Annotated in this window: 25 protein-coding genes; 22 read left to right on the top strand and 3 right to left on the bottom strand. The window is 68.2% G+C overall.

Going from position 1 to position 23,828, the window contains the following annotated elements:
* Positions 1 to 18 precede the first annotated feature (18 nt).
* Together HNO80_RS00070 and HNO80_RS00075 are read right to left on the bottom strand one after the other, a co-directional pair.
* Positions 19 to 1,713 (bottom strand): hypothetical protein, encoded by a 1,695-nt coding sequence (locus HNO80_RS00070; protein WP_175320843.1) that lies wholly within the window; start codon positions 1,711 to 1,713, stop codon positions 19 to 21.
* Between the two features lie 183 nt (positions 1,714 to 1,896).
* The gene (locus HNO80_RS00075; RefSeq protein ID WP_502707787.1) at positions 1,897 to 3,138 is read right to left on the bottom strand and encodes an MFS transporter; all 1,242 of its coding nucleotides are present in this window, start codon (positions 3,136 to 3,138) and stop codon (positions 1,897 to 1,899) included.
* 238 nt (positions 3,139 to 3,376) lie between these two features.
* Here HNO80_RS00075 and HNO80_RS00080 point away from each other — a divergent pair, with 238 nt between their 5' ends.
* Positions 3,377 to 4,750 carry an ammonium transporter gene (locus HNO80_RS00080; RefSeq protein WP_175320844.1) on the top strand — a complete coding sequence of 458 codons (1,374 nt, stop codon included), beginning with the start codon at positions 3,377 to 3,379 and terminating at the stop codon, positions 4,748 to 4,750.
* Entirely contained in the window at positions 4,747 to 5,085 is a 339-nt protein-coding gene (locus HNO80_RS00085; RefSeq protein WP_175320845.1) for a P-II family nitrogen regulator, read from the top strand. Before HNO80_RS00080 ends, HNO80_RS00085 begins: the two co-directional genes overlap by 4 nt.
* Positions 5,086 to 5,246: 161 nt before the next feature.
* On the opposite strand, the gene HNO80_RS00090 is transcribed toward HNO80_RS00085, so the two are convergent.
* Positions 5,247 to 6,635, bottom strand: a complete 1,389-nt coding sequence (locus tag HNO80_RS00090; protein WP_175320846.1) for a glucose-6-phosphate dehydrogenase — start codon at positions 6,633 to 6,635, stop codon at positions 5,247 to 5,249.
* A gap of 150 nt (positions 6,636 to 6,785) precedes the next feature.
* Here HNO80_RS00090 and ffh point away from each other — a divergent pair, with 150 nt between their 5' ends.
* The 20 genes from ffh (at position 6,786) to HNO80_RS00190 (ending at position 23,749) form a co-directional block, all read left to right on the top strand.
* Positions 6,786 to 8,372, top strand: coding sequence for a signal recognition particle protein (gene ffh, locus HNO80_RS00095; RefSeq protein WP_175320847.1), 1,587 nt, complete (start codon positions 6,786 to 6,788; stop codon positions 8,370 to 8,372).
* Between the two features lie 114 nt (positions 8,373 to 8,486).
* The gene (locus HNO80_RS00100) at positions 8,487 to 9,221 is read left to right on the top strand and encodes an alpha/beta hydrolase (RefSeq protein ID WP_175320848.1); all 735 of its coding nucleotides are present in this window, start codon (positions 8,487 to 8,489) and stop codon (positions 9,219 to 9,221) included.
* Between the two features lie 7 nt (positions 9,222 to 9,228).
* On the top strand, positions 9,229 to 9,711 hold the full coding sequence (locus HNO80_RS00105; RefSeq protein ID WP_349627123.1) for a GNAT family N-acetyltransferase: 483 nt from the start codon (positions 9,229 to 9,231) through the stop codon (positions 9,709 to 9,711).
* Between the two features lie 3 nt (positions 9,712 to 9,714).
* On the top strand, positions 9,715 to 10,815 hold the full coding sequence (locus HNO80_RS00110; RefSeq protein WP_175320850.1) for an amidohydrolase family protein: 1,101 nt from the start codon (positions 9,715 to 9,717) through the stop codon (positions 10,813 to 10,815).
* A gap of 80 nt (positions 10,816 to 10,895) precedes the next feature.
* Complete coding sequence (locus HNO80_RS00115) at positions 10,896 to 11,771, top strand: VOC family protein (protein ID WP_175320851.1); 876 nt, start codon at positions 10,896 to 10,898, stop codon at positions 11,769 to 11,771.
* A gap of 518 nt (positions 11,772 to 12,289) precedes the next feature.
* On the top strand, positions 12,290 to 12,727 hold the full coding sequence (locus HNO80_RS00120; RefSeq protein ID WP_175320852.1) for a hypothetical protein: 438 nt from the start codon (positions 12,290 to 12,292) through the stop codon (positions 12,725 to 12,727).
* Between the two features lie 219 nt (positions 12,728 to 12,946).
* Positions 12,947 to 13,369 (top strand): 30S ribosomal protein S16, encoded by a 423-nt coding sequence (gene rpsP / locus HNO80_RS00125; protein WP_138769023.1) that lies wholly within the window; start codon positions 12,947 to 12,949, stop codon positions 13,367 to 13,369.
* Between the two features lies 1 nt (position 13,370).
* Entirely contained in the window at positions 13,371 to 13,613 is a 243-nt protein-coding gene (locus HNO80_RS00130) for an RNA-binding protein (RefSeq protein ID WP_056426755.1), read from the top strand.
* A gap of 126 nt (positions 13,614 to 13,739) precedes the next feature.
* Positions 13,740 to 14,330, top strand: a complete 591-nt coding sequence (gene rimM / locus HNO80_RS00135) for a ribosome maturation factor RimM (protein WP_175320853.1) — start codon at positions 13,740 to 13,742, stop codon at positions 14,328 to 14,330.
* A gap of 1 nt (position 14,331) precedes the next feature.
* Positions 14,332 to 15,141 (top strand): tRNA (guanosine(37)-N1)-methyltransferase TrmD, encoded by an 810-nt coding sequence (gene trmD, locus HNO80_RS00140; protein ID WP_175320854.1) that lies wholly within the window; start codon positions 14,332 to 14,334, stop codon positions 15,139 to 15,141.
* Positions 15,142 to 15,402: 261 nt separating this feature from the next.
* On the top strand, positions 15,403 to 15,762 hold the full coding sequence (gene rplS / locus HNO80_RS00145) for a 50S ribosomal protein L19 (RefSeq protein ID WP_056738299.1): 360 nt from the start codon (positions 15,403 to 15,405) through the stop codon (positions 15,760 to 15,762).
* 101 nt (positions 15,763 to 15,863) lie between these two features.
* Positions 15,864 to 16,541 (top strand): signal peptidase I, encoded by a 678-nt coding sequence (gene lepB / locus HNO80_RS00150; protein WP_175320855.1) that lies wholly within the window; start codon positions 15,864 to 15,866, stop codon positions 16,539 to 16,541.
* Between the two features lie 54 nt (positions 16,542 to 16,595).
* Complete coding sequence (gene lepB, locus HNO80_RS00155; RefSeq protein WP_502707788.1) at positions 16,596 to 17,486, top strand: signal peptidase I; 891 nt, start codon at positions 16,596 to 16,598, stop codon at positions 17,484 to 17,486.
* A gap of 8 nt (positions 17,487 to 17,494) precedes the next feature.
* A complete protein-coding gene (rnhB, locus tag HNO80_RS00160) occupies positions 17,495 to 18,166 on the top strand; it encodes a ribonuclease HII (protein ID WP_175320856.1) in 672 nt (223 codons plus the stop codon).
* 42 nt (positions 18,167 to 18,208) lie between these two features.
* Positions 18,209 to 18,535: a DUF2469 domain-containing protein gene (locus HNO80_RS00165; protein WP_056426737.1), complete on the top strand. Its 327-nt coding sequence runs from the start codon at positions 18,209 to 18,211 to the stop codon at positions 18,533 to 18,535.
* An 83-nt stretch (positions 18,536 to 18,618) separates the two neighbouring features.
* Entirely contained in the window at positions 18,619 to 18,975 is a 357-nt protein-coding gene (locus tag HNO80_RS00170) for a YraN family protein (RefSeq protein WP_175320857.1), read from the top strand.
* Positions 18,976 to 20,523 carry a YifB family Mg chelatase-like AAA ATPase gene (locus HNO80_RS00175; protein WP_175320858.1) on the top strand — a complete coding sequence of 516 codons (1,548 nt, stop codon included), beginning with the start codon at positions 18,976 to 18,978 and terminating at the stop codon, positions 20,521 to 20,523.
* A 79-nt stretch (positions 20,524 to 20,602) separates the two neighbouring features.
* Positions 20,603 to 21,790 carry a DNA-processing protein DprA gene (dprA, locus tag HNO80_RS00180; protein ID WP_175320859.1) on the top strand — a complete coding sequence of 396 codons (1,188 nt, stop codon included), beginning with the start codon at positions 20,603 to 20,605 and terminating at the stop codon, positions 21,788 to 21,790.
* A 165-nt stretch (positions 21,791 to 21,955) separates the two neighbouring features.
* Complete coding sequence (locus HNO80_RS00185) at positions 21,956 to 22,882, top strand: tyrosine recombinase XerC (RefSeq protein ID WP_175320860.1); 927 nt, start codon at positions 21,956 to 21,958, stop codon at positions 22,880 to 22,882.
* A 363-nt stretch (positions 22,883 to 23,245) separates the two neighbouring features.
* Positions 23,246 to 23,749, top strand: coding sequence for a DUF3145 domain-containing protein (locus HNO80_RS00190; RefSeq protein WP_136322385.1), 504 nt, complete (start codon positions 23,246 to 23,248; stop codon positions 23,747 to 23,749).
* Positions 23,750 to 23,828 lie beyond the last annotated feature (79 nt).

Consider the following 23,828-nt stretch of genomic DNA (forward strand, 5'->3'; position numbering starts at 1 on the left):
TTAATCCGTAGCGTCGCGTCAGTAGCTGAAGTTGAGAACCGTCACCGTACCGGCCGTCAGCTTGAACTTCTGCGTATCCGACCCGTAGGAGAAGCCCGGCACGGTGGGACGCTTGGCGGCCGGGACCGGCGCGTTCTTGTCCCCGTCGATGACCGTGCTGTCCTGCGCGTTCAGGCGGGGGCCGCTGAGCTGCGTCATGGTTCCGCGCAGGGCGCGGCCGGGCAGCTTGAGCGATACTTCAGTCTGCGCGGCCTTCTCGGGATCGTTTTCGTTGACGATGACCACCGTGGTGCTGCCGTCGGCGTTCTTCAGCGCGTAGCTGTTGCCCATGCCGCCGCCCTTTTTGTCGACGTTGAGGAACTTGCCGGGCGCCAGGTCCGCGACCATCGCCATGCCGAAGTAGTTCGCGCGGGCGGCCATCTCGCCGTTCGGCTTCAGGTAGGCGCCGCCGCTGCAGATCACGGACATCGGCGGGCCGCCCTTGCAGGTGGCCATCGAGCTGTGGAAGCCCAGCCGGGTGATGCCGAGGCGGGCTGCATTCAACGCATAGTCTGCGGCCCACAGCGCCGTCGCGTGCGTCTTGGTGGTCTGGTTGGATCCCGGGCAGGCGGACATGCCGGTCTCCGCGAGCCAGGTCTCCAGCCCGGCGGCCTTGGCTGCATCAAGGGCGTGCTGCTGGTATTTGGCGGCGCGCTGGCGGGTTCCCTCGCCCAGCAGGTTGGGGACCGTGGGGAAGCCCTCCGACTTCGTGTCCTTGCAGCTGTAGAGCGGGTAGTTGTGGAACGACAGCACCTTCTTCTGCGGCAGCTCCGCGTCGATAAACGGCTTCCACCACTTTTGGTCATAGACGCCGGGCCCGGAAATGACGACATCGGGGGCGGCCGCGTGGATGGCGTTGGCATAGGCCTTGAGTTCCACGATGTACTCGTCGCTGCCGTAGGTGGCCGGACGCAGCTTCGTGTACGCGAAGCCGTTCGGTTCATTTCCGACCGTGAAGCTCAGCAGCCGCTTGCCGAAGATCCGGGAGGCGTTCTTGATCATGTCCGCTGCCCGGTCAGGATCGTAGTGTCCAAGGTCCACGGTGAGGCTGATCTTGGCGTTTGTGGCGTTCAGGAGGGTGGCAACCCGCTCCAGGTCTGCGGGGGTGACCACCCGGGCCGGGTGGGCCTTATCTCCCTTGTAGCCGGCGGGCAGCGCCTCCCCCGAGGACGTCCAGAAGAACCGGCGGTCTACGGCGTTGCCTCCGAAGCGGAGCACCGTGTCGTCGGAGTCCTTGAGCAGCTTCACCATCGTGGCGTTGTCAGCGCTCAGGGTGGGATCCGCCAGATCCGTCGCTTCCAGCGAAATTCCAACGGTGCCCTTGTCCAGGGTCGTTCCGACGGGCTCGTTCTTGACGGTCAGCTCCAGCGGGTCCACCTTCTCCAGGGGGGACCCGGCCGGCGGGGGAGTCTGCTTGTAGTAGGTGACGGCGGGGGCCTTGCCCGTCGGGGCGGGCTGCGTCGGCGTCTCCTCGGCGGTGCCTTCGGCGTTCCCCGCGGCCTGATTCGAGTTCGAGCCCGGGTTAAACGACACCGTAAGCAGGACGGCGATCAGCGCAATAACCGCCACGGCCGCGATGGCTGCGATCAGGCGTAGGCGGGTGATTTTTCCGGCGGGGCGGGAACTGCTGGAGCCAGGCTCCGTGCCGTGCGGCGGGTGGTCAGTATCGGGCATGGCAGTTTCTCCAGCGGTCGAGGTTGGTTTGCCCCTAGCCTAGCCAATTCCGGTCAGCGCGCGGGCGACCCGGTGCCCAACGAGTCCGAAAGCTACGCGGACGCGCCGCTGAGTTGTCCCGATCAGCCCAACTGGCTGGCAGCAGTTGCCGTTTTCAGCCCTCAGAACGGCCACTACTGCGAGTTAGTTGGGTTGGCGCTGGAAGGTTTCCCGGGCCAGCAGCCAGCCCGCGGCCGCCGCGAGTAGCACCCCGCCGGTCACGCCGAACGCCCAGCCGTAGCCCAGCCGGTCCGCCAGCAGCCCCGCGATCACAGGCCCTACGATCGCGCCGCTGTCCGCGGTCATCTGGAACACCGCCAGCACCCGGCCGCCGGAGCGCTCGTTGCCCACGACGTCGGCAATGGCCGCCTGCTGTGCGGGCCCGAGCAGGCCGGACCCGATGCCGGCGACGGTCGAGGCCAGCAGGAACCAGGGCAGCTCGTGTGTGAAGCCGATGGCGGCGGTGGCGAGGCCGGTGACGACGAGCCCGGCGAGCATCATCGGCTTCCGGCCCAGATTGTCCGCGAGCCGCCCGGAAAAGGTCAGCGCCGCGGCGTTGCCCGCGGCGAACACGGCCAGCGCCCAGCCCGCGGAGGAGGACCCCGCACCGAGCGCCGCGACGGCGAAAAGCGGCACCGTGGCCATCCGGACGCCGAAGGTGGCCCAGCCGTTGGCGAAGCTGGAGGCCAGTCCAGCCCGGTAGGCGCTGTCCCGCAGCGCGTCCCGGAGCAGCATCGCCGGGCCCGCCGCGCCCGCTTCACGGGAACCTGCCGGGACATGGCTGAGCTGGGTCTGCACGACGGCGGCGGCGAGCACCAGCGCGGCCGCGTAGGCCAGGAACGGCACCCGCAGGCCGAAGCTGGCCAGCAACCCGCCCACGATCGGGCCGCATACGTTTCCGATCAGGAAGGCCGAGGCATAGGCGCCCGAGACGCGCCCCCGGCTTTCCGGCGGCGCCAGCCTCACCACGAGGGCCATCGACGCCACCGTGAACATCACTGATCCCGCACCGCCCAGGCCGCGGAAGACCAGCAGTTGCCAGTAGTCCTGGGCGAAGGCGCAGGCCGCCGTGGACGCCGCCACAATCAGCAGCCCGGCCACATACACAGGGCGTTCCCCCAGCCGCACGATCAGCGCCCCGCCGGCCGGAGCGAAGACAAGCCGCATGAACGCGAAGATGCTGACAATCACCGCCGCCGCTGTGGCGCCGACGTCGAAAGTGGTGGCGAACTGGGGGAGCACCGGCGCGACGAGGCCAAAGCCCAGCGCGATGAGGAAGGCAGCGACCAGCATGACCTTGATGTCCCGGGGCAGGCGGGGGCCGCCGGGGCGGCGGAGGCCGGCCAGCGGGCGGGGTCCGTTGGCGGAACGGGTTGCTTTGCTCATGGTGCTGCTTTCGGTGCTGCTTCTGGTGCCACGGGGCAGTCAGGGGCGTGATGGAACGCGTGAAACATAACCGTAACAAGCGCGAGACGCACCATTTACTTCCGGGAGGTTCTTGTAACAACCCGGCAATGTAAATCCTCTGCCGGTGAAACACGGCGCCAGCAAACTCTTCTTAGAACGCAAAACGCGTTGGACCGGCGGACAAGTCCGCACCTAAGAGCAAGAGAGGACGCAGACCATGGAACTCACCGCAGGTCTCGTTTGGCTCCTGGTCGCGTCAGCCCTCGTGCTGTTCATGACCCCGGGCCTGGCATTCTTCTACGGCGGCATGACTCGTGCCAAGTCGGCATTGAACATGATGATGATGAGCTTCGTCGCCATTGGAACCGTAGGCATCATGTGGGTCCTGTGGGGCGCTTCGATGGCTACCAGCAACAAAGACAACTTCTTCCAGATCTTCGCGAACCCCACCAGCCACTTCGGCCTGCACAACTTCACCGAACCGGCTGACCTGCTCAAGGTAGGGTACGCGGCGACCTTCGCCATCATCACCGTGGCACTGATCTCCGGCGCTGTCGCAGACCGGGCCAAGTTCTCCGCCTGGGTCATCTTCACGCCCATCTGGGCCACCCTGGTCTACGCGCCGCTGGCCTACATGGTCTGGGGTGGAGGGCTCTTCTCCGCAGACGGCTGGTTCGGCCAGACGTTTGCCCCGGTGATCGACTTCGCCGGCGGAACCGTGGTCCACATCAACGCCGGCGTCGCCGGCCTCATCCTGGTCCTGATCATCGGAAATCGCCGGGGCTTCGGCAAGGACCCCAACCACCGTCCCCACAACGTCCCGTTCGTCATGGTGGGTGCCGCAATCCTCTGGTTCGGCTGGTTCGGCTTCAACGCCGGCGCCGCCGCCACGGTTGAGCAGGCCGGCCTGATCTGGATCAACACCCTCGCCGCTCCGGCCGCAGCGATGCTCGGCTGGCTCGCCGTCGAACGCTTCCGCGACGGCCACCCGACATCCCTCGGCGCCGCTTCGGGCGTCGTCGCAGGCCTGGTCGCCATCACCCCCGCCTGCGCCAACGTCTCTCCGCTCGGGGCGATCGCCCTGGGCGTCGTCGCCGGTGTGGCCTCGGCCCTCGCCGTCGGCCTGAAGTTCAAGTTCGGCTACGATGACTCGCTCGACGTCGTCGGCGTACACCTTGTCTCCGGTGTCGTTGGCACCGTGGCGATCGGCTTCCTGGCCACCCCGGCCCAGGGCACCGCGGGCCTGTTCTACGGCGGCGGCAGCACGCAGCTGGTCGCCCAGGTCCTGGCAGCCCTGATCGCAATGGCCTTCACCGCGATCATGACGTTCATCATCGCGTTCCCGATCCACAAGCTCATGGGCTTCCGGGTCTCCCAGGAACAGGAAGTCGTGGGCGTTGACCTGAGCCTGCACGCCGAGACGGCCTACGAGTTCGGTGTCAGCGGCCGCGGCGGAAGCTTCCAGCCGCTGCACGAACTCATCACCGGCAAGCAGCTGGACGAAGGCGCAGAAGTACCGGCCACCGAGTCCGTGGACGTCACGTCGAACGGCAAGAAGTCAGCAGCTGGCAAGGAAAGCGTGGAAGCATGAAACTGATTACCGCAATCGTCCGTCCGGAAAAGCTCGACACCATCAGGGAAGGTCTGGAAGCCTACGGCGTGCAGGGCCTGACGGTCAGCGCGGCCAGCGGCTACGGCCGGCAGCGCGGCTACACCGAGGTGTACCGCGGCGCCGAGTACAACGTGGACCTGCTCCCCAAGATCCGAGTCGAGGTCCTGGCCACCGACGAACAGGCGGACGACATCCTGGATGTCATCATCGCCAGCTCGAACACCGGCCGGGCCGGCGACGGGAAGGTCTGGACGATGGACGTCTTCGAGGCAGTGCGCGTCCGCACCGGAGAACGCGGCGCGGCAGCCATCTAGGCTGCAGCCCTCCAGCCGCGCACCGCGCGAGCGGATCGCGATCGGGGGTTGCGACGGCGGACCGGACACCTGGAAAGGTGTCCGGTCTGCTTTTTCGTTGCCCGCTCATTATCGTGGCGGCGATTAGCCGCCGCGGGTTTGCCGTGCCGCCGTTCACCCCGCTAAACCGGCCAGCCCTCCGGACCGGGCGTCCCGGCGGCATATTCCTCCAGCGGCACGCTGTCCCGGGCCCAGGCCTTGAGCACGGGTTCGAGGATGCGCCAGCAGTCTTCCGCGGTGTCGCCGCGCACGGACAGCAGCGGGTCGCCGCTGAGAACGCCTTCCAGGACTTCACCGTAAGGGAGCAGCTCGGAGGCGCTGAGTTCCGCCTTCAGGGTGGCCCGGTCCAGGCTCAACACGTTCCCGGGGCCGTTCACGTCGACGTCGAACTGCAGCGTATCCGGGCCGAAACCAATCCGCAGCTGGTTGGGGGAGTCCACCCCGGTAAAGCCCTTGGGCAGGTGCGGCACCGGCCGGAAGGTGACCACGGCCTCCTTGCGCATCGCGCCCAGCGCCTTGCCTGAGCGGAGGATGAAGGGCACGCCCTGCCACCGCCAGTTGTCGATCTCCACCTGCACCTCGGCAAGGGTCTCGGTGTTGCGCGACGCGTCCACGCCCTCTTCCTTGGCGTAGTCCGGGACCTTCCGGCCGTCGATGGAGCCTGCCGTGTACCGGGCGCGGCGCGTGCTTTTGGCATACGGGGCCTTGATGCTGCTGGCCCGCAGGAGCGTGGCGACGGCGTCCCGCAGGTCCCGCTCGTCAACCGAGGCGGGCGGTTCGATCGCCATCAGGGCCATGATCTGCAGCAGGTGGCTCTGGATCATGTCGCGCAGGGCGCCGGCGCCGTCGTAGTAGCGGGCCCGGCCTTCCAACGCGAGGTCCTCATCGAAGATGATCTCCACCTTCTCGACGTAGTCCCGGTTCCACACCGGCTCCAGGAAGGTATTCGCAAAGCGCAGGCCCAGGATGTTCAGCACCGTGGCCTTGCCCAGAAAGTGGTCCACCCGGTGGATGTGGTCCTCGGGGACCAGTGCGGCCAGGGTCTTGTTGAGGTCCCGCGCCGATTCCTCGCTGGACCCGAACGGTTTCTCCATCACCAGCCGGGTCCCGGCGGGTACCTGCTCCGGGGCCAGGGCCTCGCAGGCCAGCTGGCTGATCTTCGGCGGCAGGGCGAAATAGACAGCCACCGGTCCTTCCAGCGTGGCCAGCAGGCCCGCCAGCTGCCCTTTGGCGGTGACGTCCAGCTGGTGGTAGCTGGTGCTTTCGCGGATCCGTTTCAGCTCCCGCTTGCCGCTGGAGTTGGCCTGGGAGTTGGCGTCGGCGAAGGAGGTCTCGAGGCGTTCCAGCCACTGCTCCGAAGTCCAGTCGTCCGAGCCCGCACCCACCAGCGTGAGGCCCGGAGCGTGGCCCTTCGCCACCAGCCGGGCCAGCCCCGGCAGCAGCAGCCTGCCGGTCAGGTCGCCCGAGGCGCCGAGGATGAGCAGGGTTTTTACAGTTGGTTGACTGGTCACCTAAGCCAGCATGCCATCTTGAAGGCGCGTCTTGGTACCCTAGATAGTCGAGTCCCGTTGTCGAGGCAGTTCGTTCCGGCGAAACAGTCACGACTCTGGCGTGCCGCACTGGCCGCCAGCTGTAGATCCACTGAAAGAAGTGCACGGCGCGTGTTCAATTCACTCTCTGACCGGTTGACAGCAACCTTCAAGAATCTCCGTGGCAAGGGCCGCCTCACCGAGGCGGACGTTGACGCCACGGTCCGCGAGATCCGGCGTGCCCTGCTGGACGCCGACGTTGCCGTCCCGGTGGTCAGGGAGTTCACCGCCCGCGTGCGCGAGCGGGCCCTCGGCGTCGAGGTCTCCGGTGCGTTGAACCCGAGCCAGCAGATCGTGAAGATCGTCAACGAGGAACTCGTCGAGATCCTCGGCGGCGAGACCCGCCGGATCCGGCTGGCCAAGACCGGGCCCACCATCATCATGCTCGCCGGCCTCCAGGGTGCCGGTAAGACCACCCTGGCCGGCAAGCTCTCCAAGTTCCTCAAGGCGCAGGGCCACAGCCCCATGCTGGTCGCCTGCGACCTGCAGCGCCCCAATGCCGTGACGCAGCTGCAGGTCGTCGGCCAGCGGGCCGGCGTTCCCGTCTTTGCCCCGCACCCGGGCGCCACCTCCTCCGAACTGGACCACCCTGCCGGTGACCCGGTCGCCGTCGCCCGTGCCGGCGTCGAGGAAGCCAAGCGCACGCTGCACGACGTCGTGATCGTGGACACCGCCGGCCGGCTCGGCGTCGACGCCGAAATGATGGAACAGGCCCGCCAGATCCGCCGGGCCATCGTCCCCAACGAAGTCCTCTTCGTGATCGACTCGATGATCGGCCAGGACGCCGTCAACACGGCAATGGCCTTCGATGAAGGCGTCAACTTCACCGGCATCGTGCTCTCCAAGCTCGACGGCGACGCCCGCGGCGGTGCCGCGCTGTCCGTCGCGTCGGTCACCGGGAAGCCGGTCATGTTCGCGTCCACCGGCGAAGGCCTGGACGACTTCGAGCTCTTCCACCCGGACCGGATGGCCTCGCGCATCCTCGACATGGGCGACGTGCTCACCCTGATCGAGCAGGCCGAGAAGTCCTGGGACAAGGACGAAGCAGCGCGGATGGCGAAGAAGTTCGCCGACCAGGAAGACTTCACCCTCGAGGACTTCCTCGCCCAGATGCAGCAGATCCGCAACATGGGCTCGATGAAGAAGATGCTCATGATGATGCCGGGCGCGCAGAACATCCGGCAGCAGCTGGAGCAGTTCGACGAGCGCGAGATTGACCGGGTCGAGGCGATCGTGCGGTCCATGACCCCGCACGAGCGGGTGGCGCCGAAGATCATCAACGGCTCCCGCCGCGCCCGCATCGCCCGCGGTTCCGGCGTGCACGTCTCCGAGGTCAACGGCCTGCTGGAACGCTTCGCGCAGGCACAGAAGATGATGAAGAAGATGGCGGCCGGCGGAGGCATGCCAGGCATGCCGGGGATGCCCGGGATGGGCGGCGGCGGAGCCCGCAAGGGCGCCAAGAGCGCACCGAAGAAGAAGGCCCGCTCCGGCAACCCGGCCAAGGCCGCGCAGGAGCTCAAGGACGCGGAGGCACGGCGCGCCGCGGGCCCCAAGGCTGTGCCCACCGGTGCGGCCTTCGGCCAGCAGGGCGGGGAATTCGACCCGTCGCAGCTGAACCTGCCCAAGGGTTTCGACAAGTTCCTCGGCGGCAGCAAGTAGCGGAAGCCTCCTTGGCCCCGGCAGTATGTTGTCGGCCGGTATCCCGACTGCCAGTATCGCGACTGCGAGGATGTCGTCGGCCTCGATGACGGACCGGTGCCATAGGCTTAGGGCATGTTCAAGCAGCGCGTAGTTTTCGTCCACGGGGCCGGCAGATTTGGCGCCGCGGCGTGGCCGAAGCAGCACGGCATGGCGCTGAGCTACGACGCCTTGTTCCTGCGGCGGCACGGCTTCGACGCCGTCGCCGAGCCTCAGGAGACGGACTTTGCCGCCGACGCCGGAATTGTCCTCCGGGCCCTGGCCGACGACGGCCGCGGCGCTGCCGGCGGCCACGTGGTGGCCCATTCGCAGGGCGCGATCGCGGCGATGATGGCGGCCGTCGAACGCCCCGACCTGGTGCAGTCCCTGACCCTGGTGGAACCGGCCTGCCTGTCCCTGACCGCGGAGCTCCCGGCCAGCGCCGCGCACCGGGCGCTGATGCAGCCTCTCTTCGATGTCCGGCACAACCTCAGCGACGACGACTTCCAGCGGGAATTCGTCCGCCGCGCCTTCGCCGCCGACGCCCCGGGAGCCACGACGCCGGAGGCCCTCCGGGCGGCGCGCCGGCTGCGGCTGCAGGCGCCGCCGTGGGAGGCGCCGCTGCACATCGTCCCCGGCGTGCCCACCCTGGTCCTCACCGGCGGCTGGGAGCCGCTCTACGAGGAAATCGCCGGCTACCTGAGGGAGACGGGCGCCCTGCACCGCACCGCCCCCGGAGGGCACCGGCCGCAGGACTCGAAAGAGGGCGACCGCGCTATCCGCACCTTCATCGCCGACGTCAACCGGCTTCAGCAGGCCCGGGCTTCCTAGGGTGCCGGTGGCCCGCATCAGGACGGCGACGCCGGAAGACCTCGGGCGCCTGCCCGCTATCGAGGCTGCGGCTGACAGCCTGCTCGAGGCAGCGCTGGGGAACCAGGCGCTCCCGGGTCCGGCGCTCCCGACCTTGGGTGAGCCGCTCTATGTCCTGGTTGCGGGAACACCCGCCGTGGGTTTTGCCCGTGTCGACGAAGTCGGGGGCCAGGCCCATCTGGAACAACTCGCGGTGCATCCGGACTCTGCCGGGCAGGGGATCGGCCGGTCCCTGGTGGAGGCAGCCCTCGATGTGGCCCGCAGCCGTGGCTATGAATCCATGACGCTCTGCACCTTCGCGGACGTTCCGTTCAATGGGCCCTTTTACGCAAGCTGCGGCTTCGACGTCGTCGCCAGCCCGGCCGGGGCGCTGGAAGCACTGCGGGCGCACGAAGGTCAGTTGGGGCTGGACGAGCTTGGCCCGCGGATCGCCATGCGGATTAGGCTTTAGGCCATGAGCGCCATCATCGAGTTCAGCGGCCCGGTCCTCACCGGAGCCGACCAGGAGCGGCGCGGGCTGTGGGCCGTGGACGGCCGCCTGACCTTCCGGCGCCCCGCGGCCGCGCCGGACCGGGTACTGTACGGCTGGGTGATCCCCGGGCTCGTCGACGCGCACTGCCACATCGGGCTCGGACCCGGCGGGGATGTCCCCGAGGAGGTCGCCGAGCGGCAGGCCCTGACCGACCGCGACGCCGGAACCCTGCTGGTCCGCGACGCCGGTGCCGTCCATGACACCCGCTGGATCCAGCAGCGGGCCGAGCTGCCACGCATCATCCGCTCCGGCCGGCACATCGCCAGGACGCGGCGGTACCTGCGGGGCTTCGCCGTCGAGGTGGAACCCGAGGACCTCGTGGAGGCCGTGCGCAAGCAGGCCCGCGCGGGGGACGGCTGGGTGAAGCTGGTGGGGGACTGGATCGACCGCGACGCCGGCGACCTCGCCGCGAGTTTCCCGGCCCGGTACGTCAGGGACGCGGTCCAGGCCGCCCACGACGAAGGCGCCCGCGTCACGTCGCACTGCTTCGCGGAGGACACCCTCGATGACATGCTCGACGCCGGCATCGACTGCATCGAACACGGAACCGGGCTGCTTCCCCGGCACTTGCCGCGCTTCGTCGAACAACGTGTCCCGATTGTCCCCACCCTGATCAACATCGCCACTTTCCCGGACATCGCGGCCCAGGCCAAGGCGAAGTTCCCCCGCTACGCGGCACACATGCTCGGGCTCTGGGAACGCCGCTCCGAACGGATCCTCGAGGCGTACGAGGCCGGGGTCGCCATCTACGCCGGGACCGACGCGGGCAGCGTGATCAAGCACGGACGCATCATCGACGAAGTAGAGGCCCTGCACGCCGCCGGGCTCCCTGCCGGCGCCGCCCTCGACGCCGGCGCCTGGGCCGCACGGGACTGGCTTGGAGCCGATGCGATCGCAGAAGGTGCCAGTGCCGACGTCCTGGTCTGCGCGGAGGATCCGCGCGGGAACCTCGGCACCCTGCGCGGACTCACGGCCATCGTGCTGCGCGGAGAGCTGGTGCTGGGGACGACTCCGGGCTTTTAGGAATAAATTGAAGCTTCAAGTAATTTAACTCTATGAGGGTCGCCGAAGGTCGGGGGCCACAGAACCATCGGAGCGTTTCAATGACCGTAGAAGCCAGCACCCAGGATCTCCTTCCTGCCGAACTCACCATGGGCACCGTGATGCTCAAGGTCGGCGACATGAAGCTGATGACGGACTACTACCAGCGCGCCCTCGGCCTCGACATCGTGGCCGAGCAGGACGGCGGGCTCTACCTCGGACGCAGGCGCAAGCCGCTGGTCCACCTGGCGCCGGCACCCGGGCTGAACCTGCCCTCCCGCGGCGAAGCCGGCCTCTTCCATACCGCCCTGCTCTTCGAGGACCAGCCCTCGCTGGCCGCCACCGTCGCGTCCGCTGCGCAGTACGAGCCGCAGTCCTTCACCGGCAGCGCCGACCACCTTGTCAGTGAGGCCTTCTACTTCAACGACCCGGAGGGCAACGGCATCGAGCTTTACTGGGACCGCCCCCGCGAAGCCTGGTCCTGGGACGGCAAGAACGTCGTGATGGACAGCCTGGCCCTGCCGCCGCAACGCTACCTCGAGCAGCACCTCACCGAGGCGTCGCTCGCCGGGCAGCGCGAGGCAGACGCCGGCGTCGGCCATGTCCACCTGCAGGTCGGCGACGTTCAGTCCGCGCACGACTTCTACGTCGGCACCCTCGGTTTTGAGAAGACCGCGGGCTGGCATGGCCAGGCGCTCTTCGTCTCCGCCGGCGGCTACCACCACCACATGGCCATGAACGTCTGGAACAGCCGCGGCGCCGGCCCCCGCCGCGACACCCTCGGCCTCGGCGAAGTGCTGATCGAAGTGCCGTCCGGCGACGACGTCGGCGCCCTCGCCGACCGCCTCAAGACCGCCGGCGTCCAATCGCACCACACCGGAGCCGAGCTGCGCTTCGAGGATCCGTGGCGCAACAGCATCCGCGTCGCCGTCCGCTAAGCATCCGGACATGCCCAGTCTTCAGCGCCAACGTTGGACATGTCCCACCTTCGAAGCCCACGCTGGGCATGTCCAACTCTCAGCGCCAGCGGCGGACACGTCCAACTTTCGAAGCCCACGTTGGGTATGTCCACCCTTCCACGTTCGGGTCCGCGGACGTGTCCGGCGTGCGCGTCGGGGAATGGGCATAGTGGGATTATGTCCATTGCTCGCGGCCAGGGGAGGGCATGTCCAGTGGCGGGAGTGCGCGAGGCAGGGTACAGCGTGGTTGACGCCGGGCATGTCCATCCGCTGATCGGGACGCCGGGCATGTCCATCCGCTGATCGGGACGTCGGGCATGTCCATCCGCCGCGGCCAAGGGCGGACATAGTGGCATTATGTCCATTGCTCGCAGCCAGGGGAGGGCATGTCCAGTGGCGGGGGGGGCGAGGCAGGGCGCGGCCGGGCTGAAGCGGATAGGCTGAAAGCGACGCCAAAAACGCGGCCAGCGCCGCCAACCCTCATGAGGAGCACTTCCTTGGGATTTACTGAAATCTTCGTCGCCACCCATGACGCCGCCCTCAAGCGTGCCGCGGCCCTCGACGGCGGCGCCGCGGTCGCCCCCGGCGCGGTCCGGATTCCGGACATCAGCGACTTCGAAGTCGAACGCCTGGGTGACCTGGCCGGGACTGCCGTGCACGCCGCCGGCGCCGATTATGAGCTGGCCATGGTGGACGTGGCCAGCGACTCGCTGCTGGGCGTGCCGGCCGCCATGGTCCGCGCCCTCGCCGAGCTGCTCAGCTACGAGACCGAGGGCGAGGGGGACGTCCTCGCGGACGTCGCGGAGGGCTGGGCCGCGGAGGAGGACATGCCCTTCGGTGCGGACCAGGCCGCCCGCTATGTGCGCCAGCTCGCCGAACTCGCTGCCGGCGTTGACCCCGCCACCAAGGCCGGACTTTACGTCTGGACCTCCTGACGCCTCCAAGCTGACGCCTCGAAAAAGCGTCCGGACACGCAGCCGCGGGCGTCAAGTCGAAATCCGCGCGGTGATCTGGCACAATGAACAGGTACTCGATCTGCGTGGCCCCTCTCTCCGCGTCCGGATCCTGTCCTTTAGAACCCCCTAGTACGGCCCGCCCCACGGGTGCAGAACGCCGGGCTCGACCCCGTTTCAGAAACAGGAGTGACCACAAAAGTGGCCGTAAAGATTCGCCTTAAGCGCTTCGGCAAGATGCGCGCACCGTACTACCGCATCGTCGTCATGGACGCACGCTCCAAGCGTGATGGCCGTGCCATCGAAGAGATCGGCAAGTACCACCCGACCGAAGAGCCCTCGTACATCGAGGTCGACACGGACCGTGCCCAGTACTGGCTCGGCGTCGGCGCACAGCCGTCCGAGCAGGTAGCCGCGATCCTGAAGATCACCGGTGACTGGCAGAAGTTCAAGGGTCTCCCGGGCCAGGAGGGCACCTTGAAGACCAAGGCTCCCAAGGAAGCCTTCGTCACCCCGGAAAAGGGTTCCGTGATCATCCCGGAAGCCATCACCAAGAAGGCCAAGAAGGACGACGCAGCCGAGGCTCCCGCCGACGCCGAAGCAGAGACCACCGAGGCTGAGTAAATTGCTGGCAGAAGCGCTCGAACACCTGGTCCGCGGGATTGTTGACAGCCCCGAGGACGTCAAGGTCAGTGCGAAGAACAACCGCCGCGGGGACACCCTCGAGGTGCGCGTTCATCAGGACGATCTCGGACGGGTGATCGGACGCCAGGGCCGCACGGCACGCGCTTTGCGCACTGTGGTGGCGGCGCTGGCCGACGGCGAGCCGGTCAGGGTCGACGTCGTCGACACCGACCGCCGCCGGTAGCGCGACCAGCATTACTTGTCTTTAGTCCGGCCCCTTCACCAGCTTATGGTGGAGGGGCCGGACTGTTTTGCGCAGCCAGCGCACCAACAAATCCCAGATTTTACGAGAACCCGAACAGAGGAACAGATGCAGCTTCAGGTGGCACGAATCGGCAAGCCCCACGGCATCCGCGGCGAAGTGACCGTCCAGGTGCTGACGGACGCCCCCGGTGACCGCTTTGTTCCCGGCACCCAGTTCGTGGTGGAACCGGCGTCGGCCGGGCCGCTGACGGTGGAGAGCGCCCGCTGGAACAAGGACATCCTGCTGCTGGCGTTCGAGGAGGTGGAGACCCGCAACGAGGCGGAAGCCCTCCGCGGCGCGAAGCTCTACATCGAGACCGAGGAACTGGACGAGGACGACGACGAGGGCTGGTACGAGCACGAGCTGGTGGGCCTGGACGTCCGCGTCGGCGACCAGGTGGTCGGCAAGGTCTCCGGTCTGCACACCATGCCGGCCCAGGACCTGCTCGTGGTGACGGACCAGGACGGCAAGGAAATCCTGATCCCGTTCGTGGAGCAGATCGTGCCCGAGGTCAATGTCGCGGACAAGTACGTCCTCGTCACCCCGCCGGCCGGCCTTTTTGAGGTCAACACCGAGGCCGGCGCTACGCCCGACGACGGTGACGCCGATGGGGATGCCGACGGCAAGACCGAACGCGGCGCGGGGGACAACGCCTAAGATGCGGATCGACGTCGTCAGCATCTTCCCCGAATATCTGGCACCGCTGGAACTCTCCCTGATCGGAAAGGCCCGCCAGGACGGGCTGCTGGACCTCAACGTCCACGACCTCCGCGACTTCACCACGGACCGGCACCGCACCGTGGACGACACCCCGTACGGCGGTGGCGCCGGAATGGTGATGAAGCCCGAACCGTGGGCCCAAGCCCTGACCGCCATAGCCGAGGTCGGCCCGAAAGCGCCTGGGACGGAGGCCGTCCGCAAGCCCGTGCTGATCGTCCCGTCGCCGGCGGGGGAGCGCTTCAGCCAGGCGATTGCCCACGAACTTGCGGAAGAAGAGCAACTCGTCTTCGCCTGCGGACGCTACGAGGGCATCGACGAACGCGTCCTGGAGTGGGCCGCGGAGCACTTCACCGTCCGGCCCATGAGCCTCGGTGACTACGTGCTGAACGGCGGCGAAGTGGCGGTGCTGGCCATGGTCGAAGCCGTGGGGCGGCTGCTGCCCGGCGTCGTCGGAAACCCCGAATCGCTCGTGGAGGAATCCCACTCCGATGGCCTGCTCGAGTACCCCGTGTACACCAAGCCCTCCAGCTGGCGGGACCGCGAGGTTCCGGCGGTGCTGCTGAGCGGCAACCACGGCAAGATCGCGCAGTGGCGGCGCCACGAACAATACCGGCGCACCGCCGAACGCCGGCCGGACCTGCTCGACGTGTTCGACGCCGGCAAGCTGCCACGCGCGGACCGCACCGCTTTCGGCGAACTGGGCTACGACGTCGTGGACGGCCGGCTCCGGCGCCGCCCCGACGCCTGAGCTGAGCCGATTCGCCCAGGCCCTTCGCCCGGCCAATTCACCAAAACGTGCGCGAATGTGGCAAAATTAGTCCTTGTGCCTGCTGGGTGCGAACCTGCCACAGGGGGAGCGCCACCAACAGTGCGGCACCCCGGCCCCGTCAATTCCTGACGGAGCCGGAATGACAAAACTTTCGGCGGGAATTTCCGGTGCGCACAGCACCCGGGCTTGGCCGCCGTGACCCAACGTGAATGACCTGTGGCGTTCACCAGGAGTGGATCAATGCATATCCTCGATTCCGTAGATGCAGCCTCGCTGCGCAACGATGTTCCCGAGTTCCGCGCGGGTGACACCATCAAGGTGCACGTGAACATCATCGAAGGCAAGAACTCCCGTGTCCAGGTCTTCCAGGGCTTCGTCCTGGGCCGCCAGGGCGACGGCGTCCGCGAAACCTTCACCGTCCGTAAGGTCTCCTTCGGCGTCGGCGTGGAGCGTACCTTCCCGGTACACTCCCCGATCATCGACAAGATCGAGCTCGTCTCCAAGGGTGACGTGCGCCGCGCCAAGCTTTACTACATGCGTGCACTGCGCGGTAAGGCTGCGAAGATCAAGGAAAAGCGCGACTTCCAGACCGCCAAGTAAGTCCTCCGGACTTTCCTGCGGATCCACGGAGGGCTCCGGCGTTTGCCGGAACCGTCCCCACTGCGCCGTTCAATTAAGAAAAGCGTTAGAGGACACGGATCATGGAACAGACAAGACGCCGGCCCAGGAAACTGGGCTGGCGTTTTGCGCTTCTGGGCCTGGTGCTGGCCGTGGCCATCAGCGGCCTGGTCCGGTCACTGTGGCTGGATGTCTACTTCATCCCCTCCGCGTCGATGGAACCGCTGCTCCGCGACGGGGACAGGATCCTGGTGTCCCGCACCGACTTCGCGTTCGACCCGGTCCGCCGCGGCGACGTCGTGGTCTTCGACGGCCGCGGCTCCTTTGCCCCGCTGAACAGCGGCAAAGGGCCTGCGGCGGACTTCCTCACCGGCGCGGGCCACTGGCTGGGTCTGACCGGCAGCGACACGACCTATGTCAAGCGCGTCATCGGGCTACCTGGCGACCGCGTGGTGTGCTGCGCCCCGGACGGACGGCTCACAGTCAACGGCCAGCAAGTTGAGGAACGCTATCTGTATGAGGGCGACGCTCCGAGCCAGTTGAAGTTCGATGTGATTGTGCCGGACGGCCGGCTTTGGCTGATGGGGGACCACCGTTCAAAATCGGCCGATTCGCGCAGCCTGCTGGGCGCGCCGGGAGGCGGTATGGTCCCGGTGGAGCGCGTGATCGGCCGCCCGGTACAGATCATCTGGCCGCTTGATAGATTTGCAGCAATACCGCGGCCCAACCAGGCCGCCACGACGATGAAGAACGGACAGTAGATGCCCGAGACCGGACCCCGGACTCCTGATCCGCGGGGGCACGACGAGCCCCGAGTGACTTCCTCGCCCATCCCGGGCGCCGAACACCCGACGACGCGGCTGCCCGCCGCGCCGAGGCCCGAACACGCGCCGGACCCTCGGCCGGTGCAGGCTGAACCGGTGCACGCGGCGCCCGCGCAGCCCGAGCGTGCTGCGGGCATCCCGCTGGCGGGACCCTCGCACGCCGGACCGTCGTCGGCGCGCGCCCGAAAGGCCAAGGCCCGCGAGGGCCGCAACCCCGTGCTCCTCTGGCTCAAGGAGATCGCCACGGTGGTGGTGATCGCCGTCGTGCTGTCCTTCCTGATCAAGACCTTCTTGTTCCGTGCGTTCTACATCCCGTCTGAATCCATGATGAACACCCTGGACGTCAACGACCGGATCTTCGTCAACCTGCTGGTGCCGGAACCGATGGCTTTGCAGCACGGGGACGTCGTCGTGTTCCGGGACACCAAGGGCTGGCTTGTCCCGAGCGCCGTGAAGCCGGCCGGTCCGCTGACCGGTGTCCAGGACGCCCTGACATTCGTCGGCCTGCTCCCCGACAACTCCGAGCAGCACTTGGTCAAGCGCGTCATCGGCCTGCCGGGCGACCACGTCGTCTGCTGCGACGGCAGCGGCCGGCTCACCGTCAATGGGGCGCCGCTGGACGAGAAATACGTGAACAAGGCCGAGGTTCCGCAGGTGCGCGACTTCGACGTCGTGGTCCCCGCCGGCAAGGTCTGGGTCATGGGCGACAACCGGAACCACTCTGCCGACTCGCGCGCCCACATTGAAAGCAACGGCGGCTTCATCGACGTGGCGGATATCGAAGGCAAGGCGGCCGTGATCGCGTGGCCGCTGAACCGGATCACGTCGCTGGACAACTATCCGGACGTGTTCCGCGGCGTCCCGGCTCCAGTAAAGAAGTAGGGACGGCAGTGTCCGAAGCTCCAACCCTCGACTACGAGCGCCGCTTCCGTGGCTCCGGCGCGCGGCTGCTCGCCGGGATCGACGAGGTGGGACGCGGTGCCCTGGCCGGACCCGTCAGCGTCGGAATCGCCGTCGTGGACCTGCAGAAGCAGAAGCTGCTCGCCGACGTGCGGGACAGCAAGCTGCTCAAGGTCGCGGACCGGGAGCGGCTCGAACCGCTGGTGCGCAGCTGGAGCGTCGCCTCCGCCGTGGGGCACGCCAGCGCGGCAGAGATCGACGCCCTGGGGATCATCGGCGCGCTCCGGCTCGCCGGCAACCGTGCCTGGTTCGCGGTGCTGGCCGCCGGTGTGACGCCGGACGTGGTGCTCCTGGACGGCAGCCACAACTGGCTCTCACCCGTGGCGCAGGCTTCGCTGTTCGATGAGGGCCCCGAGGAGCCCGGCTGCGACGCGCCGGTCCACACCCTGGTCAAGGCCGACATGCAGTGCCTCAGCGTGGCCGCGGCGTCCGTGCTGGCCAAGGTCGAACGTGACCGCCAGATGGCTGTCCTGCACGCCGAGTACCCGGCGTTCGGCTGGAACGAGAACAAGGGCTACGGCACCGCTGCGCACAAGGACGCGCTCCGCGCCGCCGGCCCCACGCCGTACCACCGGGTGAGCTGGCAGCTGCTCGGCGACTGAGCGGTGGCGCGCGCCCGGCGCCCGATGGTGCAAGATGGAAGCATGAGTGCCGAGGACCTTGAAAACTATGAGACCGACATGGAGCTACAGCTCTACCGCGAATACCGCGACGTCGTCGGGCTGTTCAGCTATGTGGTCGAGACCGAACGGCGTTTCTACCTGGCCAACCACGTGGACCTGCAAGCGCGCAGCGCCGACGGCGAGGTCTACTTCGACCTGACCCTGCAGGACGCCTGGGTTTGGGATGTCTACCGCTCCGCCCGGTTCGTCAAGAGCGTCCGCGTCATCACCTTCAAAGACGTCAACGTCGAGGAGCTCCCGCGCAGCGAGGAGCTCGCCCTGCCCAAGGTCGAGGGCCTGGGGAACTGATTCCGGGGTTGAATTAACTGAAGTTTCCCACATAGCCGAATTCTTGTCCGCGTCCCGGCTGACCTGCGTTCCACGCTGGAGGAATGAGAGCTAAGGACGTGCTGGGCCGGCGCGGCGAAGAACTCGCCGCCGGCTTCATCGAGGCCCAGGGGATGCGAATTGTTGACCGCAACTGGCGTTGCCCCGAGGGTGAAATCGATATTGTGGCGCTCGACGGCGACGCCCTGGTCATCGCCGAGGTCAAGACCCGAAGATCCCTCGCCTACGGGCACCCGTTCGAAGCCGTGGGCGTGGACAAGCTCGCCCGGCTGCACCGGCTGGCCTCGGCGTGGTGCCGGGACCACGAGCTGCGGATGCCGCTGCGCCGTGTGGACGTCATCGCCGTCCTCGACGACGGCACCGGCTCCCCGGCCATCGAACACCTCAGAGGGGTGGGGTAGATGGCGCTGGGACGGACCTATTCGGTGGCGCTGGTCGGACTGAACGGCTACATCGTCGAGGTCGAGGCCGACATCGGACAGACCCTGCCCGCGTTCGTGATCCTGGGCCTGCCGGACGCCTCGCTCAACGAGGCCAAGGAACGGATCCGGTCTGCCGCGCAGAACTCCGGAATACCGCTCAGCCGCCGGAAGATCACCGCGAACCTCATTCCGGCGTCGCTGCCGAAGCGTGGCTCCGGCTTCGACCTCTCCATCGCCATGGCGGTGCTGCTGGCCGCCAACGACGTGCGCTCCACCGGACGACATGTCTTCATCGCGGAACTTGGCCTGGACGGGCGGCTGCGTCCGGTCCGCGGCATTCTGCCGGCCGTGATGGCGGCGGTTCAGGCCGGTTATCCGGACGTCGTGGTGGCGCAGGCCAACGCCGCCGAAGCAGAGCTGGTGCCCGGAGCCAGAGTCCGCGGCTACCGGACCCTGGCCAGGCTGGCGTTCGATTTCGGCGCCGACCCGCAGGACCTTGCCCTGGACTTCGAGCCGGTTGATGAGGAGACGGACGACGCCGGCGGAACCGCCGCGCCCGGGCTGGTCCCGGACATGTGTGACGTCTCCGGCCAGGGCGAGGGGCGCCGCGCTCTGGAAGTGGCCGCCGCCGGTGCCCACCACGTGCTGTTGACCGGGCCACCCGGGGCCGGCAAGACCATGCTGGCCGAGCGCCTGCCCGGCCTGCTCCCGGACCTCGGTGACAGGGAGGCGATGGAGGTGACGGCCATTCATTCGCTCAGTTCGCTCACCTCGGCTTCCGTCACGCTGCTGCGGCGGCCGCCTTACGAGAATCCGCACCACACCGCCACCGCGGCTGCCATTATCGGCGGCGGATCCGGACTGCCGCGGCCCGGTGCGGCTTCCAGGGCGCACCGCGGCGTGTTGTTTCTGGATGAAGCCCCTGAATATGAGCGCCGGGTCCTCGACGCACTCCGGCAGCCGCTCGAAAGCGGCGAACTGGTCATCCACCGCTCGGCGGGCACCGCGGCCTACCCCGCCCGGTTCCAGCTGGTCTTCGCCGCCAACCCCTGCCCCTGCGGCAAAGCCTCCGGAAAGGGCGTGGACTGCACCTGCACCCCGATGATGCGGCGCCGCTATCTCGCCCGGATGTCCGGGCCGCTTCTGGACCGGGTCGACATCCAGCTGGAGGTCGAGCGCGTTGCACTCGCAGACTTCGGCCAGCCCCGCGCCGAAGAGGCCACGGCCGACATCGCCGCCAGGGTGCGCGCCGCCCGAGAGCGCCAGCTGGAGCGGCTCCGGCCGCTCGGACTGGAAACCAACTCGCAGGTTCCCGGACGGGTGCTCCGCGGCCCCCTGCGGCTCGCCGGACCTACGACGCGGATCCTCGACCATGCGCTGGAACGCGGCGCCCTGACGGCCCGCGGCTATGACCGGGTGCTGCGCCTGGCGTGGACCCTTGCGGATCTCTCCGGCCGCGACGGACCCGACGTGGACGACATCGGCCAAGCGCTCAACCTTCGGCAAGCGACATCGGCTGCCGCGTGACGGCACCGACCCGTCCCATCACGCCCCGCCCCGCTAGCAGCACCACCGCAGCACCACAGCATGAGGAGAATGCAGCACCATGACAGAGAACGAAAGGATTGCCCGGGCGGCGCTGTCCAGGCTTCTGGAACCCCAGGACGCCGCCGGCGTGGCGCTCGTCCGGGTTGCCGGGGCGGAGGATGCGCTGCGGATCGCCACCGGACAACTGCCGTCCGGCCCGAGGCTGGAGCAGGAACTGTCCCAAATGCTGGAGGAGAACGGCGCCGGCGGCGGCTGGACCGGCCTGGGCATGGCACTGAAGCGCTGGGCGCCGCGGGTACCCGACCTGGCGCCGGAGCGCGACCTGGCGACCATGCAGCGCCTAGGCGGCCGCCTGATTATCCCGGCGGACGATCTATGGCCCGGCCAGCTCGCGGACCTGGGGCTGCAGGAGCCGCTCTGCCTCTGGTGGCGCGGCGTGGAACAGGCGTTGCCGCCAGTCCACAAAGCCATTGCGCTGGTGGGTTCCCGCGACAGCACGGCCTACGGCTCTGCAGTAACGGGCGACCTCGCCTATGGGCTGGCCCAGCGGGGCTTCACGATCATCTCCGGCGGAGCCTATGGCATTGACGCCCATGCTCATCGGGCCGCCCTGGCCGGTGCCGCCGGGGGCCTGCCGACCATCGCCGTCATGGCCGGGGGAGTGGACCGGTTCTACCCTGCCGGCAACGAAGATCTGCTCCGTGCGGTCGCCAACCAAGGCGCCGTGCTGGCCGAGGTCCCGCCGGGCTCTGCCCCCACGCGGTACCGCTTCCTGCAACGCAACAGGCTAATCGCTGCGCTGGCCGCCGTCACGGTGGTGGTGGAGGCGCGGTGGCGTTCCGGGGCGCTCAACACCGCCCACCATGCCGAGACCCTGGGCAGGGCGGTCGGCGCGGTGCCGGGCTCGGTGCACAGTGCCAACTCGGCCGGCTGCCACCGGCTGCTGCGCGAAGGCGGCGCGGTGTGCGTCACGGACGCGGCCGAGATCGCGGAACTGGCTTCGCCGAGCGGTGACGCGCTGCCGGAGTCCATGGCGGGCCGGGCCGAGGCCCACGACGGGCTGACCCTTGAGGACCTCATTCTCCTGGACGCCCTCCCGCTGCGGATCACCAGCACGGTTGAGAAGCTTTCCGTGGTCGCCGGGCTGAGCCCGGAATCGGTCAGGGCTGGCCTCGGGCGGCTCGGACTGCTGGGCCTGGCCGAATCCCACCGGGGCGGCTGGAAACGCTCCGCCAAGGCGGGCTGACGCGATGCACCGGATCGGTGGCGCACTCATCGCCCGGGGGCAAACTGCCGTGGCGTCCCGGGCCGTGACTTCCAGTCTCCTGGCACTGCGGAGCAAGCACGAGGGCGTTGACGGCGCGCCGCCGGGCTGCGCCGGCGCCAGCCCAATTGCTGGGAGAGTGGGAGTGTGTCAACACAGCAACTTCCCCCAGCCCTCGTTGAGGCCGCCCGCGGCTTCGGCCGGTATCTGGAGGCTGAGCGGGGCCGCTCCGCCCACACCGTCCGCGCCTACCTCTCCGACGTCGGAAGCCTGTTGGCGCATGCGGTCTCGGAGGGTGCGGGGGACCTGGCAGACCTCGAACTCGGCACGCTGCGGCGCTGGCTTGGCACCCAGAGCGAAGCCGGGATGTCACGAGCCACGCTGGCCCGGCGCGCCGCCACCGCGCGGGCCTTCACCGCCTGGGCCGTCCGCGAGGAGCTCGTCGCCGCCGACCCCGCCCTGCGGCTGAAGGCCCCGAAACGGGAGAAGTCCCTGCCCGGAGTGCTGCAGCAGGGGCAGGTGCAGCGGCTGGTGGCCGGAGCCGAGTCGGCGGCCGCCGGAGGGGAGCCGCTGGCCCTGCGCAACCGCGCCATGTTGGAGGTGCTCTACGCCACGGGCGTCCGCGTCGGCGAGCTGGCCGGCCTGGACATCGACGATCTCGACCCGGACCGCCGGACCCTGCGGGTGCTCGGCAAGGGCAACAAGGAACGGACCGTGCCGTACGGGTTGCCGGCCGCGGTCGCCGTCGACGACTGGCTGCGCCGTGGACGCCCGGCCCTGGTGGCGGACGGCTCAGGCCCGGCTCTCTTCCTCGGGGCGCGCGGGAATCGGGTGGACCAGCGGCAGGTCCGCAGCGTCGTCAAGGGGCTGCTGGACGGGCTGGGGGACACCTCGGCCACGGGTCCGCACGCACTGCGGCACTCCGCGGCAACCCACCTGCTCGACGGCGGGGCGGACCTCCGCGCGGTGCAGGAAATCCTCGGCCACAGCAGCCTGGCCACCACCCAGATCTACACCCACGTCTCGGTCGACCGGCTCCGGAAAAGCTACCAGCAGGCGCATCCGCGTGCCTGACCGGCCGCGCGCTGGCACCGTGCCCTGCGCCTGCTCGGAGCCGCTCCGTGACCGCCTCCGGACCGCCTCCGGAGCTGTAGCAAAGCGAAAACGACTCGCCGGGAGCGACGCGCCGAATTGCACTGGCGTAATTAGGCGGGGTACGGCAGAATGAGATTCACGCCCGGCAACTTTCAAGTGGTGCTTGAAGCTCAGAAAGCATCGTTTCACCACCTGAGGTCCGGACCTATTTTTTGCACCAAGTAGTTATCCAAAACTGAATAGTCTGGCAGGGGCAAGAGCCCCGCACGCGGATCCACGCAGCAGACAGGCATCCAGGCAGAGGTCGTTGGGGAAGACGTACCTATAGCTATGGAGGATGGAATGTCTGTTGCACTAACCCGCGGTGTCCTGTTCGTACACTCGGCCCCGACCGCCCTGTGCCCCCACGTTGAGTGGGCCATTGGGTCTGTCGTGGACAAGCGCACGGACCTTGAGTGGACTGCCCAGCCCGCTGCGCCCGGAATGTTCCGGGCCGAGCTGTCGTGGACCGGAACACCGGGCACGGGGGCTCAATTGGCGTCTGCGCTCCGCGGCTGGGCGCACCTGCGCTACGAGGTGACCGAGGAGCCCAGCCAGGGCGTTGACGGCGGCCGCTGGTCGCACACCCCGGAACTCGGCATCTTCCACGCCGTGACGGACGTGCACGGCAACATCATGGTCTCCGAGGACCGCATCCGCTACGCCTACGAATCCGGCGCCGGCGACCCTTCCGCGGTCTACCATGAGCTCTCCCTGGCCCTCGGCGAGGCCTGGGACGAGGAGCTCGAACCCTTCCGGCACGCCGCCGAAGGCGCCCCCGTGCGCTGGCTCCACCAGGTCGGCTAGGTACCCGCGGGCCTCTTCCTCCGACCCTGGACGTACCGCAACACACTCCATAGCAACGCCAAATGACAGATGGCGGCAA

Source organism: Arthrobacter sp. C9C5 (assembly GCF_013359735.1).
Lineage (GTDB): Bacteria > Actinomycetota > Actinomycetes > Actinomycetales > Micrococcaceae > Arthrobacter.

Coding starts and splice junctions, on each gene's coding strand:
- HNO80_RS00070 (WP_175320843.1), bottom strand. CDS start 1,713: ATGCCCGATACTGACCACCCGCCGCACGGCACGGAGCCTGGCTCCAGC.
- HNO80_RS00075 (WP_502707787.1), bottom strand. CDS start 3,138: ATGAGCAAAGCAACCCGTTCCGCCAACGGACCCCGCCCGCTGGCCGGC.
- HNO80_RS00080 (WP_175320844.1), top strand. CDS start 3,377: ATGGAACTCACCGCAGGTCTCGTTTGGCTCCTGGTCGCGTCAGCCCTC.
- HNO80_RS00085 (WP_175320845.1), top strand. CDS start 4,747: ATGAAACTGATTACCGCAATCGTCCGTCCGGAAAAGCTCGACACCATC.
- HNO80_RS00100 (WP_175320848.1), top strand. CDS start 8,487: ATGTTCAAGCAGCGCGTAGTTTTCGTCCACGGGGCCGGCAGATTTGGC.
- HNO80_RS00110 (WP_175320850.1), top strand. CDS start 9,715: ATGAGCGCCATCATCGAGTTCAGCGGCCCGGTCCTCACCGGAGCCGAC.
- HNO80_RS00115 (WP_175320851.1), top strand. CDS start 10,896: ATGACCGTAGAAGCCAGCACCCAGGATCTCCTTCCTGCCGAACTCACC.
- rimM (WP_175320853.1), top strand. CDS start 13,740: ATGCAGCTTCAGGTGGCACGAATCGGCAAGCCCCACGGCATCCGCGGC.
- trmD (WP_175320854.1), top strand. CDS start 14,332: ATGCGGATCGACGTCGTCAGCATCTTCCCCGAATATCTGGCACCGCTG.
- rplS (WP_056738299.1), top strand. CDS start 15,403: ATGCATATCCTCGATTCCGTAGATGCAGCCTCGCTGCGCAACGATGTT.
- lepB (WP_175320855.1), top strand. CDS start 15,864: ATGGAACAGACAAGACGCCGGCCCAGGAAACTGGGCTGGCGTTTTGCG.
- HNO80_RS00165 (WP_056426737.1), top strand. CDS start 18,209: ATGAGTGCCGAGGACCTTGAAAACTATGAGACCGACATGGAGCTACAG.
- HNO80_RS00170 (WP_175320857.1), top strand. CDS start 18,619: ATGAGAGCTAAGGACGTGCTGGGCCGGCGCGGCGAAGAACTCGCCGCC.
- HNO80_RS00175 (WP_175320858.1), top strand. CDS start 18,976: ATGGCGCTGGGACGGACCTATTCGGTGGCGCTGGTCGGACTGAACGGC.
- dprA (WP_175320859.1), top strand. CDS start 20,603: ATGACAGAGAACGAAAGGATTGCCCGGGCGGCGCTGTCCAGGCTTCTG.
- HNO80_RS00190 (WP_136322385.1), top strand. CDS start 23,246: ATGTCTGTTGCACTAACCCGCGGTGTCCTGTTCGTACACTCGGCCCCG.